This is a genomic window from Thalassospira sp., from assembly GCF_002709775.1.
GTDB lineage: Bacteria > Pseudomonadota > Alphaproteobacteria > Rhodospirillales > Thalassospiraceae > Thalassospira.
Genome location: NZ_PAQR01000002.1, coordinates 139,722 through 156,370 on the forward strand (window position 1 = coordinate 139,722; position 16,649 = coordinate 156,370).

A 16,649-nucleotide genomic window follows, 5' to 3' on the forward strand; every position below is an offset into this window, starting at 1 on the left:
TTATAATTTCAAGGACTGCGTTCAGCCACAGGATTTTGCAAAACCCTGCCGGTTCTTATGGAACGGTGTAAAGCATCCCGAACCATTGCCAGCGTGATTCCGATCCCATGGCGGTGCAATTGATCCGCCAGCGGCCGCTTGAAACCGGGGCATCAAGGCGGATTTCAACCCGCTCTTCACCCAGCCGCGACATGGTCGGCGTCCCTTCGGACGGATAACAATTCATCGATGGTGCCGGTTCCGCCAGGGTAAAGCCAAATGCCGGCGGATTACGTGTCAGGGTATAGTCCGACGGCGTCACATCACTGACCACAAGCGGCAGGGAATTGGCCGCCAGATTAAAGCGATCCATCGCCCCATAATGCTCATTAAGTGCAAAGCGCGGCAGATACATGAAGTCTGAGCTCGTATGCATCGCACCGCTTTGCTGACCAAAGGCCGCGCGATAACCGGCTTCCTTGACCGCTGCGATCACCTCGTTATTGGCTTCACCATACGGGTACGCAAAGATTTCCGGCACGTAGCCAAGCTCTTCTTCAAAGCGGGCCGCTGAATTGGCAAGCTCCGCCTTGACGCGATCAATATCAAAATCGGGCAGGTGGGCATGGTTCTGGCTATGGCCACCGATGGTCACGCCCGCCTTGGACAATTCACGCACCATGTCCCAGGTCATATAATTGGCATAACCCGAATCAAGCTGTTCGGTAGATACAAACACCGTGAAGGGCAGGTCGTTCTCCCGAAAGACCGGCCAAGCCTTCTCGTAAACAGAGCGATAAGCATCATCAACCGTAATGCCGATCGTACGATCCGGCAGGCCCGCCCCATCGGCAAGCGCACTGACGATCTGGGGTACACCCATCACGGTATAGGGGCCGCTTGTCAGTTCCTTCACATGGGCGGCAAACTGTTCCATCGTGATGTTGGTAGAGGGATATTCCCCCTCGCCAAAGCGATGATACATAAAGACCACGGCCGAGCTCGCATCTCCACCAGCTGCAACCACTTCCTCAGATGTGTCAGCCGGCGCTGCGTCCTGTGCAGTTGTCTCAGGCGCTTCCGCCGCCGGGGTTTCGCTTGATGGCGCTTCGGTTTCCGCTACGTCGGCTTCGGGGGTTTCTGCTTCGACTTCATCAGCGGCAGGAGCAGCAGCTGGTGTTTCCTGAACCGCATCCTCGGTCGCCGGGGCTTGGTCTGAAGCCACCTGGGCAAAGCCGGTTGTCGCACCAAAACCAAGTCCAACCGCGAAAGAGACCCCCACAAGAAGGCGTTGCAAGCTGCGTGACGGCCTTGCCCGCATCGATGTCATAATCGCGCCGTGCCCTTTGGTCTCAACTGCCATATCTGTTTCCAGTAATTTGCGATCCACCCACGCCGGGACGCAACCCGTTTGCGTCCTCGGGTCTCCCCCCAGTAGAAAACCCGCCCCCTGTCCAACGCAGAGCGTTATGCAGGGTCATTTTGACGTCGAAAATACCAGTGAACTGATTGTTTTTCCACAGTTCATATGAGGTCTTGCCAATTGTGCATTGCGTCATAACTGATGAACTATCTATATCGATAGTCTGACTAATACCTTCATTGAAGAGGCCCCATGCTTAATTCCGATGGACTTGACCTTCTCTTCCGTAATGGCCGTACCCACAATGTCTGGCAGGACAAACCGGTTGATCCGGCCCTGCTCAAACAGGCTTGGGACCTGACGGTTCTGGCACCGACCAGTGCCAACTGCGAACCGATGCGCGTGACCTTTGTCACCACCGATGCTGCGCGCGAACGGCTTAAACCCTGCCTTGCACCGGGCAATGTCGAAAAAACCATGACTGCACCGGTGACCGCGATCATCGCCCATGACATGGAATTCTATGAAAAACTGCCCGATCTGTTTCCGCATACCGATGCCCGCTCCTGGTTTGTCGGCAAGCAAGATGCCATCAACACCACCGCATTTCGTAATGGCACCCTGCAGGCGGGCTATTTCATCCTTGCCCTGCGCGCCCTTGGCCTTGATAGCGGTGCAATGTCGGGCTTTGACAACGCAAAGGTCGACGCCGAATTCTTTGCCGGCACCACGTACAAAAGCAACTTCCTGCTTAACATCGGCTATGGCGATGGCAGCAAGCTTTTCCCGCGCCAGCCACGTCTGAGCTTCGATCAGGGTGCCGAGATCATCTGATCCAGGGTGTAAAGTACCGAACAATATCCCCAAGCGGCGGGCCGTTAACCAATGGCCCGCCGCTTGGCGGAGTCCGATCCGCTCCCTACATGACACATCTACCCGATTGCATCGCTGCAGATGGCGGGTTTGCCGCGCACCCGACAGATATTTTCAATCACTTCAGGGCTTAGAAAACTGTCATCAAACTTTTATTTGATCTTTACCGGCGCATAACCATTTTAGGTCCACTTTTTACAACACGCGTGATAAACCCCCACCACCTCGTTTAAACAGGAGCGTTAATTGGGTTTCCGCCAATTGATACTTACGGCTTTGGCCATTGCCTTTCCGGTCGGCATCGTCTTCATCGTCCTTGCGTCGATGGGGCAGCTTGGCGTGGGAACGGCGATCCTGTCGGCACTGCTGTCCTGGCTTGGCGTGGTGGCGATGTTGCGCATCTATTTTGGCGATCTGCGCCGCGTGGCCCGCTATGCCACCGATCTGCGCGACCGCTATAAAGGCACCCCGCCGCAACACATCAGTTTTGCGGCCGCATCCGAACTTTCATCACTTTATACCCAGATTGCCGCGGCCTTCCGTGATCGCATCGCCCTTCTGGAAGCCCAGACCAGCACCGATGCCGAAATCCTTGATCACCTGCCAAACCCGGTGGTGATGGTCAATCGCCAGCGTGTCGTCACCGGCTTTAACCGCGCGGCAAAGGGGCTGTTTCACAACCTTGAAACCGGTCGCGACCTGACGCGTTTCATTCGTGACCCGATCCTGCTTGATGCCTTTGATGATGTCGCCAATGAACGCGAAACCATGAAGCATGCGGAATTTGTTCTGGCATCTGATGCGCACCGTCATTTTGATGTGCTGACCGCGCGTCTGCCGGCGGCGACCGGGGATCGGAACTATGTTCTGACATTTTCCGACCTGACCGAACTTCGCAAGCTTGAGCAGATGCGCGCAGACTTCGCAACCGATGCGGGGCATGAACTGCGTACTCCGCTTTCGGTACTGCTTGGCTTTATCGAAACGCTCGAAGGCCCGGCCAAGGACGATCCGGATGCGCTCAATCAGTTCCTGCCGGTCATGCGCGATCAGGCCCAGCGCATGCAGCATCTGATCGAAGATCTGTTGTCGCTTGCCCGGATTGAGCTGAACGAACATACCCCGCCTTCTGAAGATTGCGATGTTGGCAAGATCATTGGCAAGGTCGCCCAAAGCCTTGCCATGAAGGCGCAGGACAAGGGCATGAATATCCGTGTCACCAGCACCCTTGACGATACTGGTATGGTCGGCGAGGAAAAGGAACTGACCCAGGTCTTTGTCAATCTGGTCGAAAACGCCATCAAATACGGCCACGCCAATACCGATGTCGAAGTCTCGATCAGTCTGGCCAAAAACCCGCCGGGTGCGCTGGCGCGTTTCCGCCATGACCGCATCATGGCCGTTGCCATCCGCGATCATTCCGATGGCATCGCCCGTGAACATCTGCCGCGCCTGACAGAGCGTTTCTATCGCGTCGATACCGCCCGCTCGCGCGCGGTTGGCGGTACCGGCCTTGGCTTGGCCATCGTCAAACATCTGGTGCAACGCCACCGCGGCACCATGCAGATCGAAAGCGAACAGGGTGTCGGATCGGTCTTTACGGTCTATCTGCCGGCCAAAACCGGCGATAACGTCCGGAAACTCCACACCGCCTGATCTGCTTTGGATAGCAGTCAGATGTGCTTGTAAAACAGGGTCTTATAGCCCTCTTCTGCCGTCAATGAAGGCTGGCGATCAAGCTCCTCGAAGCCGAAACCGCGATACATCTCAGCAGCCGAACCGCTTTTGAGATACACCGTTTTAATCGCGAGACGCTCTGCCTCATCAAGCAGACGGTTCACCAAACATCTCGCGATCCCAATCCCACGATAGCGGTACAGCGTGTAAACAGCCGCAATCCATGGCGTCTTTTCCGGCCAATCTGTCCCGTCCTGCGGCCATAAGCTTGCCATGCCGATGGGCAAACCGGTTTCCCGGTTAATTGCCAGAAGGGTCAGGGGCAGTGCATCTTTTTGACGACACTGGGCGAAGTACGCCCTGGCATTTTCAAGACTGCTGTTAGGCTTTTGCACACCCCAACGCCCATATGCCCAAGCTGCACAGGCGTCTACGCAATCAGGTCTGTCTGCCAGATAAACGACGTCATAAGACATGATCGCCCCCAAAATCGATGCATTCCCAAGATCTTAGCATAGACCAAATTTCGGTGGCTGAGGGTTAAATTAAAAAGGCCAGCAACATCGTGCTGGCCTTTTGCGTATCTGATTTGAAGCTAACTTAGTCGAACGTTTCGATTACAGAATAAACTTCGAAAGATCGGTATCCTTGGACAGATCCTCGACCTGTTCACGGACATAATCGGCATCGACCTTGAACGTCTCGCCACCTCGGTCGGTGGCGGTAAAGCTGATGTCATCGAGCAGCTTTTCAAGCACCGTGTGCAGGCGACGCGCACCGATATTTTCGACGGTTTCGTTTACATTGGCCGAAATCCGGGCAATCTCGTCGACCGCATCATCGGTGAAGTCGAGTGTGACGTCCTCGGTCTTCATCAGCGCGATATACTGCTTGATCAGGGACGCTTCCGGTTCCAGCAGAATGCGGCGGAAGTCACCTTCGGTAAGCGCCTTCAGCTCAACACGGATCGGCAAACGGCCCTGCAATTCCGGCAGAAGGTCGGATGGCTTGGCCAGATGGAACGCGCCCGAGCAGATAAACAGGATATGGTCGGTTTTGACCGTGCCATGCTTGGTAGAAACGTTGGTGCCTTCGATCAGTGGCAGCAGGTCACGCTGAACACCTTCGCGCGATACATCCCCGCCGCGTTCGGAACGTGCGGTGATCTTGTCGATCTCATCCAGGAACACAATGCCGTTCTGTTCGACATTTTCGATCGCCTCGGCGGTGACCTTGTCATTATCCAGAAGCTTGTCGCCTTCTTCATCGATCAGGCGTTCAAAGGCTTCTTCGACCGTCATGCGTTTCGGCGTGGTGTTGTTGCCAAACGCTTTGCCGAACATGTCGCTCAGGTTCATCATGCCCATCTGTGCGCCGGGCATGCCCGGGATATCGATGGTCGGCATCGAGGCCGTGCTGCTTTCCTGAACGTTGATTTCGATCTCTTTTTGCTGAAGCTCGCCCTCGCGCAGCATCTTGCGGAACTTCTGACGGGTTTCCGGCGATGCTGTTTCCCCGACCAGACCATCAAGAATACGTTCCTCAGCCTGCATTTCCGCCTTGGCACGGACTTTCTTGCGCATGCTTTCGCGGGTCAGGTCGATGGAAACTTCCACCAGATCACGCACGATCTGTTCAACATCGCGCCCGACATAACCGACTTCGGTAAACTTGGTTGCTTCGATCTTGATGAACGGGGCTTCTGCCAGTTTGGCAAGGCGGCGCGCGATTTCGGTTTTACCGACACCGGTCGGACCGATCATCAGGATGTTTTTCGGAAGCACTTCATTGCGCATGGTTTCGTCAAGCTGCTGACGGCGCCAACGGTTGCGCAGCGCAATGGCGACCGCGCGCTTGGCATCCTTCTGACCGATGATGTGACGGTCCAGTTCGGAAACAATTTCGCGCGGGCTGTAATGTTGGGTCATAAATTTATTCCGTATCTTTTTGCGACGGAGGCAGGTGAAAGGCCCGGATCAACCAGCGCCTTACTTTGCTTCCTCGATATCGATTTTCTCAAGCAGGACATTGCCATTGGTGTAGACACAAATCTCACCCGCAATCGCCATCGCCTTGCGCGCAATTTCCTCGGCACTGAGATCCTGATCAATCAGGGCCCGGGCCGCAGCAAGCGCATAGTTACCGCCCGATCCAATGGCAATGATGCCATCTTCGGGTTCAAGAACATCGCCCTGGCCGGTCAGAACTAGTGACACATCCTTGTCGGCGACGGCCATCATGGCTTCGAGCTTGCGCAGATAACGATCCGTCCGCCAGTCCTTGGCCAGTTCGACACAGGCGCGCATGGTCTGGCCCGGATGACGATCCAGCTTGGCTTCCAGACGTTCCAGCAGGGTAAAGGCATCCGCCGTTGCCCCGGCAAAGCCCACCATGATCTCGCCCTTCTGGCCGATCCGGCGCACCTTGCGCGCATTGCCCTTGATCACCGTCGGACCAAGCGAGACCTGACCATCACCGGCCACCACGACTTCATTGCCCTTGCGCACGGACAGGATCGTCGTGCCATGCCAGCTTTGTTGTTCGCTCATGAATAATCCTTGAATCTTCTCGATTGCTTCGCCCAAGAGTTAGCACGGCAGACGCCCCGGTCAAGGGCCAAGGCGGCGCACACTCTTTCCCCAAAACGCAAACACAGTTTCAATCGTCCATTCCATAAAAATTTCAAAGCGCTCAAGGGCCACATGCTTTACCCTTGGGGGCGCAAAAGAATTTCAAGAATGACAGGACCAGAACCCATGACCAGCACCGACCTTACCCAAACCCATCTTGGCAAATGCATCCTTGCCGGTCAGGGCAAAATCAAGGCGGATCTGGTCCTGCGCAATATCAGGTTGTTGGACGTCATAACGGGCAAGGTCACCGAGACCGATATCGCCATCGTCGGCGACCGGATTGTCGGCACCCATGACAGCTATACCGGCGAGACCGAGATTGATTGCACCGGCAAATTCGCCGTCCCCGGCTTTATCGATACCCACCTGCATATCGAAAGCTCACTCGTCACCCCGCTTGAATTTGATCGCTGCGTCCTGCCGCATGGCGTGACCACGGTCCTGTGCGACCCGCACGAAATCGCCAATGTGCTAGGGTCCGAGGGCATCAAATACTTCCTTGATTGCGCCGAGCAGACCGTTATGGATGTGCGGGTCAATCTGTCATCGTGCGTTCCGGCCACCGCGTTCGAAACCGCCGGTGCGCGGCTTGAAATCGAGGACCTTCTGCCGTTCCGCTCGCACGAAAAGGTCGTCGGTCTGGCGGAAATGATGAACTATCCCGGCGTGCTCAATCTTGATCCGGGCATCATGGCCAAGCTCGAAGCCTTTCAGGATGGTCATATTGACGGTCACGCACCACTGGTGCGCGGATCGGATCTTAATGGCTATATGGCCGCAGGCATCCGCACCGATCACGAAGCCACTTCGGCCGAGGAAGCCCGCGAAAAACTCGCCAAAGGCATGGCGATCCTGATCCGCGAAGGATCGGTATCCAAGGACCTCGAAGCATTGGCCGAAATTCTCGATGAAAACAGCTCAAGCTTCGTCGCACTCTGCACCGATGACCGCAACCCGCTTGATATTGGCGAAGAAGGTCATCTTGATAGTCTTGTTGCGCGATTAATTGGTCATTTGAAGGCGCGTAATTGCCCGATCCATCATGCCTATCGCGCAGCGTCCCACTCGGCAGCCCGCATTTTCGGCCTGCGCGACCGCGGTCTGATCGGGCCGGGCTGGCGGGCTGATATCGCAATCCTTGATGATCTTGATAGCTGCAACGTCACCGATGTCATTGCCGGTGGTCGCCTTGTGACCAAGGACCTGTTTGCCAAACGCAAAACCATCGATCCGGTCGGTTTGAACTCAATGAAGGCCACCCCGGTCTCGGCAGAGGCCTTTGCCTGCGATCCCAAACCGGGGCAGAACCAGACACCGGTGATCAAGGTCAAGCCGGGGCTAATCCTGACCTTCCGTGATGAAGCGACGCTTGAAATTGGCGATAATGGCCTTAAACCCGATCTCGATAACGACGTGATCAAGGTCGCGGTCGTCGAACGCCATGGCATCAATGGCAATATCGGGCGCAGCTTCGTGCGCGGCTTTGGCCTGAAACGCGGGGCGATTGCATCCTCCGTCGGGCATGACAGCCACAATATCACCGTGGTCGGTGCAGATGATGCCGACATGGCCGCAGCGGTTAATCGCCTGATTGAAATGGGCGGCGGCTTTGCGGTGGCTGACGGTGGCAAGGTCACCGCCGAACTGGCCCTTCCGGTCGCAGGGCTCATGAGCCTTGAGCCTTTTGAAACCGTCGAGGAACACCTGATTGATCTGCGCAAGGCGGCCAAGGATCTGGGCTGTGTCTTGCCCGAACCGTTCCTGCAGGTCGCCTTCCTCGCACTTCCGGTGATCCCGCACCTGAAAATGACCGATCGCGGCCTGTTTGACGTCGATAAATTCGACTTCGTTTAGGACCAAAACAGGCTATCAGCGCGGTCAAAAGGCAGTCTGGCGGCAGGCCACACGAATTCGTGTGATTTTGCGGCCAATACGTAGGCACCTAAAACTGGCTTTTCCACAGCTTTATTGCTACATACGACCCGTCATATGCATCAATATCTGCAGGAAAGGAGCTTTGCATGCGCAAGGCCCGCGTTGAGCGTAACACAAACGAAACCCAGATCATGGTTGAACTGAACCTTGACGGGACCGGCGTTTACGACGTCGAGACCGGGGTCGGGTTCCTTGATCACATGCTCGAACAGCTTTCGCGTCACAGCCTGATGGACCTTAAAGTCCGGGCCAAGGGCGACCTGCATATTGATTTCCACCACACCACCGAAGATAGCGGCATTGCAATCGGTGAGGCCTTTGCCAAGGCGCTTGGCGACAAGAAGGGCATCACGCGTTATGGCAGCTGCCTGCTGCCGATGGACGAGGCCCTGACCCGTGTCGCACTTGATATTTCAAGCCGTCCCTATCTGATCTGGAATGTCGAATTTACCCGCGACAAGCTGGGCGATATGGATACCGAGCTGTTCCGTGAATGGTTCCAGGGCTTTGCCCAGGCGGCCGGCATAACGCTGCATGTCGAAAACCTGTATGGTGAGAACAACCACCATATCATCGAAAGTGCCTTCAAGGCGCTTGCACGGTCGCTGCGCGTGGCAATCGAAATTGATCCGCGCAAGTCCGATGCCATTCCTTCGACCAAGGGCACGCTTGGCGGCTCCTTGTAAGCGGATCAGTTCGGTCTGATCGAAAATAACCGGTGGCATGAAAACCCAAAAATGCCATCGGTCCAAAGAACCGGTTTTCGATGAAGGTTTACACAGTCCATACCCATCCCGGCGATGTCGATCCGATGGAAAACGCCATCCTGATCCGCGAAGGCTTCAATTTCTGGGCCTTTCTGCTGTCGGGCCTTTGGGCGTTGTATCATCGCCTGTGGCTGGGCTTTATCGGGCTTGTCGCGGTTTCATTCCTCTGCACTTTTGCGGTCGAGCTGTTTGATGGCGGGCCGGAAATGGATTTTACCCTGGCGCTTGTGACCGGGATCGGCTTTGGCCTGATTGCCAATGATCTGCGTCGTCGCAAGCTGGCCGCCAAAGGCTGGCAGATGGTCGATATCGTTGCAGGTCATGATGAATCTGACGCCGAACATCGCTGCTTTGAGCGTTCGAAAAATTCCCGGCTGCGCGTCCCACACTCCGCAGCTGCCCTTACCTCCACCCCCTCAACCGGGAGCCCATCCTACCCATGAGTGTTGCGATTATTGATTACGGTTCCGGCAATCTGCGCTCTGCCGCCAAGGCGTTCGAGCGTGCTGCGCGTGAAACCGGCTTTTCTGACGAGATCATTGTCACCGATGACCCGGAAAAGGTCCGCAACGCCAGCCATATCGTGCTTCCGGGCGTTGGCGCCTATGCCGATTGCCGTGCCGGTCTTGATGCCGTCACCGGCATGGTTGATGTTTTGACCGAACAGGTGATTAAGGGCGGCAAGCCGTTCTTTGGCATCTGTGTTGGCATGCAGTTGATGTCGACCGTCGGCCGCGAATTTGAAGTGACTGATGGCCTTGACTGGATTGCTGGCGAAGTCGTTGCGATCGAGCCCAGCGACCCGACCCTTAAAATCCCGCATATGGGCTGGAACGAGCTGGTGCTTGATCCGGCGGGCAAGGCGCACCCGGTGCTGAACGGCATTTCGGACGGCGATCACGCCTATTTCGTGCACAGCTATCACATGCATGTCACCAACCCTGATCAGCGTCTGGCATCGGTTTCCTATGGCGGGGATCTGACAGCCATGATCGGGCGTGACAACATGATTGGCACCCAGTTCCACCCGGAAAAAAGCCAGAAGACCGGGCTTACCATCATCGGGAACTTCCTGGGGTGGAAGCCATGATCGCACCATCAGATACCATTGAACCGGGTGTAAGTGCTGAACGCGTCACCGAACTGACCGCGGGCGAGCTTTCCGACATTGTCGATGCCTGCACCCAGGCGATTGTCGAAGGTGGCGGCTTTGGCTGGCTCACCCCGCCGGATCGTCCGGACATGGAAAAATACTGGCGCGGCGTGTTGCTGATGCCGGGTCGTCATCTGTTTGTGTCGCGCGTTGATGGCATTATTTCGGGTGCCGCCCAGTTGATCGAAACACCGGCCAACCTCGAAGCACAGCGCCATTCGGCCCAGATTTCCGGCCATTTCGTCGCCCCTTGGGCGCGCGGGCGCGGCAACGGCAAGGCGATTGTGCGTTCGATTGAATATTTCGCCCGTGAAGCGGGCTATAGCGTTTTGAAACTCGACCTTCGGGAAACCCAGCAGGCCGCCATCGCGCTTTATAACGGGCTTGGATATGTCCGTTGGGGGATCAATCCCTATTACGCGATGGTCGATGGCAAGATGGTCGAAGGCTATTACTACACCAAAAAAATACAGGACACCGATCAGTGAACCTTTATCCCGCAATTGACCTGAAAGACGGCGCCTGTGTGCGCTTGCTGCGCGGCGACATGGATAAGGCAACCGTGTTTAACGATAACCCGGGCGCACAGGCCGGCGAATTTGTCGCCGCAGGCTGCCATTGGGTTCATATCGTTGATCTGAACGGCGCCTTTGCGGGCGAACCGGTCAATGGTGCAGCAGTGGATTCGATCCTTGCTGCGGTTTCTGGCAAGGCCCAGACGCAGCTTGGTGGCGGCATCCGTACCATGGAAACGGTTGATTATTGGCTGAACAAAGGCATCACCCGCGTGATCCTGGGCACGGTTGCCCTTCGCAATCCGGACTTCGTCAAGGAAGCCTGTGCGAAATGGCCGGGCCGGGTTGCGGTCGGCATTGATGCGCGTGATGGCTATGTCGCGGTTGAAGGCTGGGCAGAAACATCCAAAGTCACCGCCCTTGAACTCGCCAAGAAGTTTGAAGATTGCGGTGTGGCGGCGATCATCTTTACCGATATCGACCGCGATGGTGCGATGGGTGGCCCGAATATTGAAAGCACCGTGGCCCTGGCATCGGAAATCTCGACCCCGGTGATTGTCTCGGGCGGGGTTTCGTCGCTGGATGACCTGATCGCGGTCAAAAAACACACAAGTTCGGGCATTGATGGCGCGATTTCCGGTCGTGCGCTTTATGATGGCCGCATCGATCTGGCAGAGGCCATCGCGGCCCTTTCGTAACCGACCCAACAGGAAACAGACCATGCTGAAAACCCGTGTCATTCCCTGTCTTGACGTCAAGGACGGCCGCGTCGTCAAAGGGGTCAATTTCGTTGATCTGATCGATGCCGGCGACCCGGTCGAACAGGCGCGCATCTATGATGCCGAGGGCGCGGATGAGCTCTGCTTCCTTGATATCACCGCATCAAGTGACAACCGCGATACCATCTTTGATGTGGTTGCCCGCACGGCCGAGGCCTGCTTCATGCCGGTCACGGTTGGCGGCGGGGTGCGCACCCTTGAAGACATCCGCAAGCTGCTTCTCGCCGGTGCGGACAAGGTTTCGATCAATACCGCAGCGGTGAAAAACCCCGATTTCGTGCGCGAAGCAGCGCGCAAGTTCGGATCGCAATGCATTGTGGTCTCGATCGACGCCAAATCGACCGGCCCGGACAAGTTTGAAATCTTTACCCATGGTGGGCGCGAACCCACCGGGATTGATGCCGTTTCGTTTGCAAAACAAATGGTCGAATATGGCGCTGGCGAGCTCCTTGTCACCTCGATGGATCGCGATGGCACCCAGTCAGGCTTTAACATCCCGCTGACACGTACCATTGCCGATGCCGTGCATGTGCCGGTTATTGCCTCGGGCGGGGTGGGGACGCTCGATCATATGGTCGAAGGCGTGCGTGATGCCCACGCATCAGCCGTTCTGGCCGCCTCGATCTTCCATTTCGGCACCTATCGCATTCGCGAGGTCAAGGAACACATGAAAGCTGCCGGTATTCCGGTGCGCGAGGACTGAAATCATGCCCGATACGGATAAAAGCCAACATATCCTTGATGCGCTTTACGCAACCGTTGCCGCGCGCAAGGGTGCGGACCCGGAAACCAGCTATACCGCCAAGCTGTTTGCCAAGGGCACGCCCAAAATCGCCCAAAAAGTCGGCGAAGAGGGCGTTGAAACCGTGATTGCCGCTTTGGCCGAAAGCCCGGACAAGGTCGCATCGGAAAGTGCCGACCTTCTTTATCACCTGACTGTGCTTTGGGCCGACCAGGGGGTAAATCCCGAAGATGTCTGGAAGATCCTGGCAGAGCGTCAGGGCATTTCAGGTATCACTGAGAAGGCATCGCGCAAAAGCGACTAAGGATTACCCCAACACCCGTCATGCCCGCGCAGGCGGGCATCCATATCGATACAACCGCTACCATGGATTCCGGGCCTCCGCCTTGCTCCGCCCGGAATGACGGAAATTGGAAAATGGTCGCACTTTCGCAAAATCGAAATTGCACCGGGCGACAAGCCTGTCCAATATGACGATCAAAGTTGAGAAATAGCGTTCAGGAGCATCACCATGGCCGTTCAGCCCTACGATCCGGAAAACATCTTCGCCAAAATCCTGCGCGGTGAAATCCCGTGCACCAAGGTCTATGAAGATGACCATGTGCTGGCCTTCAATGATATCGCGCCCCAGGCCCCGACCCATGTGCTGGTCATCCCCAAGGGCGCCTATACCAGCTATGACGACTTTGCGCTGAATGCCTCGGACGCTGAAATCATCGCCTATACCCGTGCAATCGGCAAAATCTCCAAGGAAGCCGGCGTGGTGGAAGACGGCTACCGCCTGATCGCCAACACCCGTGAACACGGCCGCCAGGACGTCCCACACCTGCATGTCCATATTCTGGGCGGCGAGAAACTGCCGCGAATGCTGCCGGGCGCCTAAGCGACTGAAACACCATTAAAAAGGCAGGGTTCCGCATCGCGCGCCCTGCCTTTTTTGTCCTGACATGGATCTGAGATCACCGATGGCATCCAACACCCCCACCGCAGCCGAGATTTTCCAGGCCCTTACCGGCAACTGGACGCTTGTGCGCGATCTGGGCGAGGCCGGGCAGTTTACCGGCGATGTCACGTTTCATGCTGCCGATCCAGCCGAACCCAATGTGCTGCGCTATCGCGAAGAGGGGTTTCTGACCCGCACGGATGGCAAGCGGTTTGATGGCTACCGCGAATATGATTTCGTCCTGCACGAAGACCCGGCAGCGATTGAGCTTCTGTTCCGCGACCCCCTAAGTTTCGGAAATCGCTATGTGCTGCTGCAATTTGGCGAGGAGGGTGATGGGGGCGATTCTGGTCTCTGTGCCCGTGACATTCATCCCTGTGGGGATGACTTTTATCACCATTGCATGATCTGGAACGGGCCAGATCATTTCGAAACAAAAATAAAAATCACCGGTCCGAAGAAAGATCACCTGCTGCACAGCATCTATCGCCGCGCCTAATCCCCCGACGCACGGAACATCCATCCATACTTTCAGATACTTGTCGGATTATTCTGACAAACTGGATTGGCTTGCAAAACCGAGCACCCAGTCACGAAAGGCGCGGACTTCCGGCACGTCCTGGCGGCTTTCGGGCGTGATCAGGTAGTATGCGCCACGTGATTTCAGGCCGGCTTCGCTAACGATTTCAAGACTGCCTTCAGCCAGTGGTCCTTCGATCAAAACCCTTGGTAAAAGGGCGATTCCCATGCCGGCCTTGGCTGCCTCGATCAGCATGAAGAAGTGCTCAAACGCCGGTCCGGGGCCGCCTGTAAGGACAACACCATTGGCCTGCGCCCAGTCATGCCATGCCTTGGGCCGAGTGGTGTGGACCAGTCTTGGGTAACGTCCGATCAGCTCTACCGGGTCGATGGGGCTGTTTTCGCCCGTCTCATCACCTGAAGCAACATATCCGGGCTTGGCGACAACCACTTGAATTTCATCAAAAAGCTTGTCGCAAATCATCCCGGTCCAACGACCGTCGCCAAAATATAGCCCGACATCGATCTGGCGCGCACCAAGGTCGGGGCTGCGTTCCGGAGTGGCGAAATTAAGCGCCAGCGTCTCGATCACCGGGCGGATATCAGGATGTTCATTTTGAAATCGATTTAATTTTGGAATAAGCCAGCAGCTGGCCAATGTATGCAGCGCACCAATGACCAGCTTCCGCTCCCCCGCGCCATGGGTGACCAGATCAAGGGTGGCGGCCTCGATCTCGTCGAGCGCACGGCGCAAACTGGGCAAATAGGCCCGGCCCGCTTCACGCAGGCTCAGTTTCGGGCCACTGCGCTCAAACAGGCTAATGCCAAGGCTGGCTTCAAGATTGGCGACCTGCTGGCTGATGGCACCCGACGTCACTGAAAGTTCCTCGGCCGCGCGGGCAAAGCTGCCAAGCCGGGCGGCGGCCTCAAAGGCGCGCAGGGCATTTAGCGGCGGGGTGGTCGGGCGCAGGGCCATAGCAATAGCTTTCCTGATGATAAATTCAGAACTTCTGATTTTACGCCCGGTATTATGCTGATTTAGACTGGCTCTAACAACACAGCATTAGATTATCTAGGAGACATCCATGTCACTGCCCCCATTCCATCTAGCCTTCCCGATCAAATCGATTGCCGACACGCGCGCGTTCTATATCGATATTCTTGGCTGTGACGAAGGCCGCTCGACCGAGGCCTGGATTGATTTTGATTTCTTTGGCCATCAGCTGTCCGCCCATGTCCGCCCGGAAGCAGGCCAGAACAAGGGATCGGGTGATGTCGATGGTGATGCAGTGCCGATCCCGCATTTCGGGGCGGTTCTGGAATGGGAAAAATGGCATCAGCTTGCCGACAAGCTGAAGGCCGCCAATGTCAAATTCCTGCTCGAACCCAAGATCCGCTTCAAGGGTGAACCGGGCGAGCAGGGCACCTTCTTTGTCGAAGATCCGGCGGGAAATGGCCTTGAATTCAAGACTTTCCGCGATCCGGCCATGATCTTTGCCCACTGATTTTGGCAGGTAAAAGCGCCCAACCGGCCTTGTGAAAGCGGGCCGGTCCATGACAGACTGTATTGACCGCGCCGGAACGCTTTGCGCTCTGGCGCGTTTGATATGTGCAAACCGTTTTGCAGCCCAATTTTCGCCCCAACTTACGAAGTTTTGACCAGGAGACCCCGATGTCGACCACCAACGCCCCGCTCAACATTCTGATTTCCGCTGCCGGCGATGATGAGAAGTGGAAAAGCGTGATGGTCGATCGTCTGCCGGACGCCAATATCGTGACCGAAGACAACAGTTACGATCCTGAAACGATTGACTATGCTCTGTTCTGGAAACAGCCGCAGGGTCTGATCAAGACGCTGCCGAACCTGAAAGCCATCTTCTCGCTCGGCGCCGGGGTGGATCATGTGGTTTCCTCCCCCAGCCTGCCAACAGACTTGCCGGTTATTCGCCTGGAAGATGCCGGCATGGCCGATCAGATGGTGCAATATCATCTTTATGCAGCCCTTCACTTCATGCGCGACTTTGATGTTTATAGCGCCCAGCAGGCCAAGGCCGACTGGACCCAGCATGACGTCGCACGCATTTCGCAATGCCGGGTCGGTGTGATGGGGCTGGGTGCGCTGGGGTCTGCCGTTGCCGTCTCGCTGTCCAATCTTGGCTTCTCCGTGTCGGGCTGGAGCCGCTCGATGAAGGCGATCGAGGGCATTGCGACCTATGCCGGCAAGGAAACGCTCGCCGAATTCCTCGGTCAGTCCGATATCCTGATCTGCCTGCTGCCGCGCACATCCGAGACCGAAAATGTGCTAAACAGCAGCACGCTTTCCTTCCTGCCCAAGGGGGCTGCGATCATTAATGCGGCGCGCGGTGCGATGATTAACGAGGCCGATTTGCTGCGCGCGCTTGATACCGGCCATCTGCGCGGTGCGTTTCTCGATGTTGCGGCGACCGAACCGCTGCCCGAAAGCCATCCGTTCTGGGATCATGCGAAAATCCGCATCACGCCGCATATCGCGGCTGCCACCCGGTTCGAAGAATCCGTCGATCAGATTGCCGAAAACCTTGATCGTCTGGCGCGCGGTGAAACCCCGCGCGGTCTGGTCAATCGCGAGATCGGCTACTAAGCCGTTCCATCCAGAACATCCCGATCCTTATCAAACCCGATCCGGCGCAAAATCCCCGCCGGGTCGGGTTTTGCTTGTCCGCATGCGGGCTTTCTGCAAAAGAAAGATCGTTGCCCGCCAAACCAGCGGCGTTGCTGTTAAACAGGATGAT

The 16,649-nt window shown here is 56.4% G+C and carries 19 protein-coding genes; 14 read left to right on the forward strand and 5 right to left on the reverse strand.

Annotated elements, in window-relative coordinates:
• Window positions 1–55 precede the first annotated feature (55 nt).
• Complete coding sequence (locus CMO10_RS00900; RefSeq protein WP_297018450.1) at window positions 56–1,342, reverse strand: polysaccharide deacetylase family protein; 1,287 nt, start codon at window positions 1,340–1,342, stop codon at window positions 56–58.
• 252 nt (window positions 1,343–1,594) lie between these two features.
• Between CMO10_RS00900 and CMO10_RS00905 the strand changes: the two genes are divergently transcribed.
• Together CMO10_RS00905 and CMO10_RS00910 are read left to right on the forward strand one after the other, a co-directional pair.
• On the forward strand, window positions 1,595–2,176 hold the full coding sequence (locus tag CMO10_RS00905; protein WP_297018452.1) for a malonic semialdehyde reductase: 582 nt from the start codon (window positions 1,595–1,597) through the stop codon (window positions 2,174–2,176).
• 285 nt (window positions 2,177–2,461) lie between these two features.
• Entirely contained in the window at window positions 2,462–3,871 is a 1,410-nt protein-coding gene (locus CMO10_RS00910; protein ID WP_297018454.1) for an ATP-binding protein, read from the forward strand.
• Between the two features lie 17 nt (window positions 3,872–3,888).
• Here the strand turns inward: CMO10_RS00910 and CMO10_RS00915 are convergent, their stop codons facing one another.
• The 3 genes from CMO10_RS00915 to hslV form a co-directional block, all read right to left on the reverse strand.
• Window positions 3,889–4,368 (reverse strand): GNAT family N-acetyltransferase, encoded by a 480-nt coding sequence (locus tag CMO10_RS00915; protein WP_297018456.1) that lies wholly within the window; start codon window positions 4,366–4,368, stop codon window positions 3,889–3,891.
• Window positions 4,369–4,509: 141 nt separating this feature from the next.
• Complete coding sequence (gene hslU, locus CMO10_RS00920; protein ID WP_297018457.1) at window positions 4,510–5,820, reverse strand: ATP-dependent protease ATPase subunit HslU; 1,311 nt, start codon at window positions 5,818–5,820, stop codon at window positions 4,510–4,512.
• A gap of 60 nt (window positions 5,821–5,880) precedes the next feature.
• Window positions 5,881–6,441: an ATP-dependent protease subunit HslV gene (gene hslV / locus CMO10_RS00925; RefSeq protein WP_044830010.1), complete on the reverse strand. Its 561-nt coding sequence runs from the start codon at window positions 6,439–6,441 to the stop codon at window positions 5,881–5,883.
• Between the two features lie 207 nt (window positions 6,442–6,648).
• Here hslV and ade point away from each other — a divergent pair, with 207 nt between their 5' ends.
• The 10 genes from ade (at window position 6,649) to CMO10_RS00975 (ending at window position 13,858) form a co-directional block, all read left to right on the forward strand.
• The gene (ade, locus tag CMO10_RS00930; protein WP_297018459.1) at window positions 6,649–8,379 is read left to right on the forward strand and encodes an adenine deaminase; all 1,731 of its coding nucleotides are present in this window, start codon (window positions 6,649–6,651) and stop codon (window positions 8,377–8,379) included.
• 167 nt (window positions 8,380–8,546) lie between these two features.
• Window positions 8,547–9,146, forward strand: a complete 600-nt coding sequence (hisB, locus tag CMO10_RS00935; RefSeq protein ID WP_008888824.1) for an imidazoleglycerol-phosphate dehydratase HisB — start codon at window positions 8,547–8,549, stop codon at window positions 9,144–9,146.
• Between the two features lie 80 nt (window positions 9,147–9,226).
• Window positions 9,227–9,670: a DUF2628 domain-containing protein gene (locus CMO10_RS00940; RefSeq protein WP_297018461.1), complete on the forward strand. Its 444-nt coding sequence runs from the start codon at window positions 9,227–9,229 to the stop codon at window positions 9,668–9,670.
• A complete protein-coding gene (hisH, locus tag CMO10_RS00945) occupies window positions 9,667–10,317 on the forward strand; it encodes an imidazole glycerol phosphate synthase subunit HisH (RefSeq protein WP_297018462.1) in 651 nt (216 codons plus the stop codon). The genes CMO10_RS00940 and hisH overlap by 4 nt, the downstream gene beginning before the upstream one ends.
• Window positions 10,314–10,868 carry a GNAT family N-acetyltransferase gene (locus CMO10_RS00950; RefSeq protein WP_044830005.1) on the forward strand — a complete coding sequence of 185 codons (555 nt, stop codon included), beginning with the start codon at window positions 10,314–10,316 and terminating at the stop codon, window positions 10,866–10,868. The genes hisH and CMO10_RS00950 overlap by 4 nt, the downstream gene beginning before the upstream one ends.
• Window positions 10,865–11,593, forward strand: coding sequence for a 1-(5-phosphoribosyl)-5-[(5-phosphoribosylamino)methylideneamino]imidazole-4-carboxamide isomerase (gene hisA, locus CMO10_RS00955; RefSeq protein WP_297018463.1), 729 nt, complete (start codon window positions 10,865–10,867; stop codon window positions 11,591–11,593). The genes CMO10_RS00950 and hisA overlap by 4 nt, the downstream gene beginning before the upstream one ends.
• A gap of 22 nt (window positions 11,594–11,615) precedes the next feature.
• Window positions 11,616–12,377: an imidazole glycerol phosphate synthase subunit HisF gene (gene hisF, locus CMO10_RS00960; protein WP_120223844.1), complete on the forward strand. Its 762-nt coding sequence runs from the start codon at window positions 11,616–11,618 to the stop codon at window positions 12,375–12,377.
• A 4-nt stretch (window positions 12,378–12,381) separates the two neighbouring features.
• Window positions 12,382–12,720 carry a phosphoribosyl-ATP diphosphatase gene (locus CMO10_RS00965; RefSeq protein WP_297018464.1) on the forward strand — a complete coding sequence of 113 codons (339 nt, stop codon included), beginning with the start codon at window positions 12,382–12,384 and terminating at the stop codon, window positions 12,718–12,720.
• Between the two features lie 207 nt (window positions 12,721–12,927).
• Window positions 12,928–13,299: a histidine triad nucleotide-binding protein gene (locus CMO10_RS00970; RefSeq protein ID WP_044830002.1), complete on the forward strand. Its 372-nt coding sequence runs from the start codon at window positions 12,928–12,930 to the stop codon at window positions 13,297–13,299.
• 82 nt (window positions 13,300–13,381) lie between these two features.
• On the forward strand, window positions 13,382–13,858 hold the full coding sequence (locus CMO10_RS00975) for a DUF6314 family protein (RefSeq protein ID WP_297018465.1): 477 nt from the start codon (window positions 13,382–13,384) through the stop codon (window positions 13,856–13,858).
• A gap of 48 nt (window positions 13,859–13,906) precedes the next feature.
• Here CMO10_RS00975 and CMO10_RS00980 read toward each other — a convergent pair whose 3' ends face one another.
• Entirely contained in the window at window positions 13,907–14,854 is a 948-nt protein-coding gene (locus tag CMO10_RS00980) for a LysR substrate-binding domain-containing protein (RefSeq protein ID WP_297018466.1), read from the reverse strand.
• 109 nt (window positions 14,855–14,963) lie between these two features.
• Between CMO10_RS00980 and CMO10_RS00985 the strand changes: the two genes are divergently transcribed.
• On the forward strand, window positions 14,964–15,383 hold the full coding sequence (locus CMO10_RS00985) for a VOC family protein (protein ID WP_297018467.1): 420 nt from the start codon (window positions 14,964–14,966) through the stop codon (window positions 15,381–15,383).
• Window positions 15,384–15,550: 167 nt separating this feature from the next.
• Window positions 15,551–16,498: a 2-hydroxyacid dehydrogenase gene (locus CMO10_RS00990; protein ID WP_297018468.1), complete on the forward strand. Its 948-nt coding sequence runs from the start codon at window positions 15,551–15,553 to the stop codon at window positions 16,496–16,498.
• Window positions 16,499–16,649: the final 151 nt, after the last annotated feature.

Excerpts from the sequence above, each read along its gene's own strand:
- CMO10_RS00900 (WP_297018450.1), bottom strand. The coding sequence starts at position 1,342 with ATGGCAGTTGAGACCAAAGGGCACGGCGCGATTATGACATCGATGCGG.
- CMO10_RS00905 (WP_297018452.1), top strand. The coding sequence starts at position 1,595 with ATGCTTAATTCCGATGGACTTGACCTTCTCTTCCGTAATGGCCGTACC.
- CMO10_RS00915 (WP_297018456.1), bottom strand. The coding sequence starts at position 4,368 with ATGTCTTATGACGTCGTTTATCTGGCAGACAGACCTGATTGCGTAGAC.
- hslU (WP_297018457.1), bottom strand. The coding sequence starts at position 5,820 with ATGACCCAACATTACAGCCCGCGCGAAATTGTTTCCGAACTGGACCGT.
- hslV (WP_044830010.1), bottom strand. The coding sequence starts at position 6,441 with ATGAGCGAACAACAAAGCTGGCATGGCACGACGATCCTGTCCGTGCGC.
- ade (WP_297018459.1), top strand. The coding sequence starts at position 6,649 with ATGACCAGCACCGACCTTACCCAAACCCATCTTGGCAAATGCATCCTT.
- hisB (WP_008888824.1), top strand. The coding sequence starts at position 8,547 with ATGCGCAAGGCCCGCGTTGAGCGTAACACAAACGAAACCCAGATCATG.
- CMO10_RS00940 (WP_297018461.1), top strand. The coding sequence starts at position 9,227 with ATGAAGGTTTACACAGTCCATACCCATCCCGGCGATGTCGATCCGATG.
- hisH (WP_297018462.1), top strand. The coding sequence starts at position 9,667 with ATGAGTGTTGCGATTATTGATTACGGTTCCGGCAATCTGCGCTCTGCC.
- CMO10_RS00950 (WP_044830005.1), top strand. The coding sequence starts at position 10,314 with ATGATCGCACCATCAGATACCATTGAACCGGGTGTAAGTGCTGAACGC.
- hisF (WP_120223844.1), top strand. The coding sequence starts at position 11,616 with ATGCTGAAAACCCGTGTCATTCCCTGTCTTGACGTCAAGGACGGCCGC.
- CMO10_RS00965 (WP_297018464.1), top strand. The coding sequence starts at position 12,382 with ATGCCCGATACGGATAAAAGCCAACATATCCTTGATGCGCTTTACGCA.
- CMO10_RS00970 (WP_044830002.1), top strand. The coding sequence starts at position 12,928 with ATGGCCGTTCAGCCCTACGATCCGGAAAACATCTTCGCCAAAATCCTG.
- CMO10_RS00975 (WP_297018465.1), top strand. The coding sequence starts at position 13,382 with ATGGCATCCAACACCCCCACCGCAGCCGAGATTTTCCAGGCCCTTACC.
- CMO10_RS00980 (WP_297018466.1), bottom strand. The coding sequence starts at position 14,854 with ATGGCCCTGCGCCCGACCACCCCGCCGCTAAATGCCCTGCGCGCCTTT.
- CMO10_RS00985 (WP_297018467.1), top strand. The coding sequence starts at position 14,964 with ATGTCACTGCCCCCATTCCATCTAGCCTTCCCGATCAAATCGATTGCC.
- CMO10_RS00990 (WP_297018468.1), top strand. The coding sequence starts at position 15,551 with ATGTCGACCACCAACGCCCCGCTCAACATTCTGATTTCCGCTGCCGGC.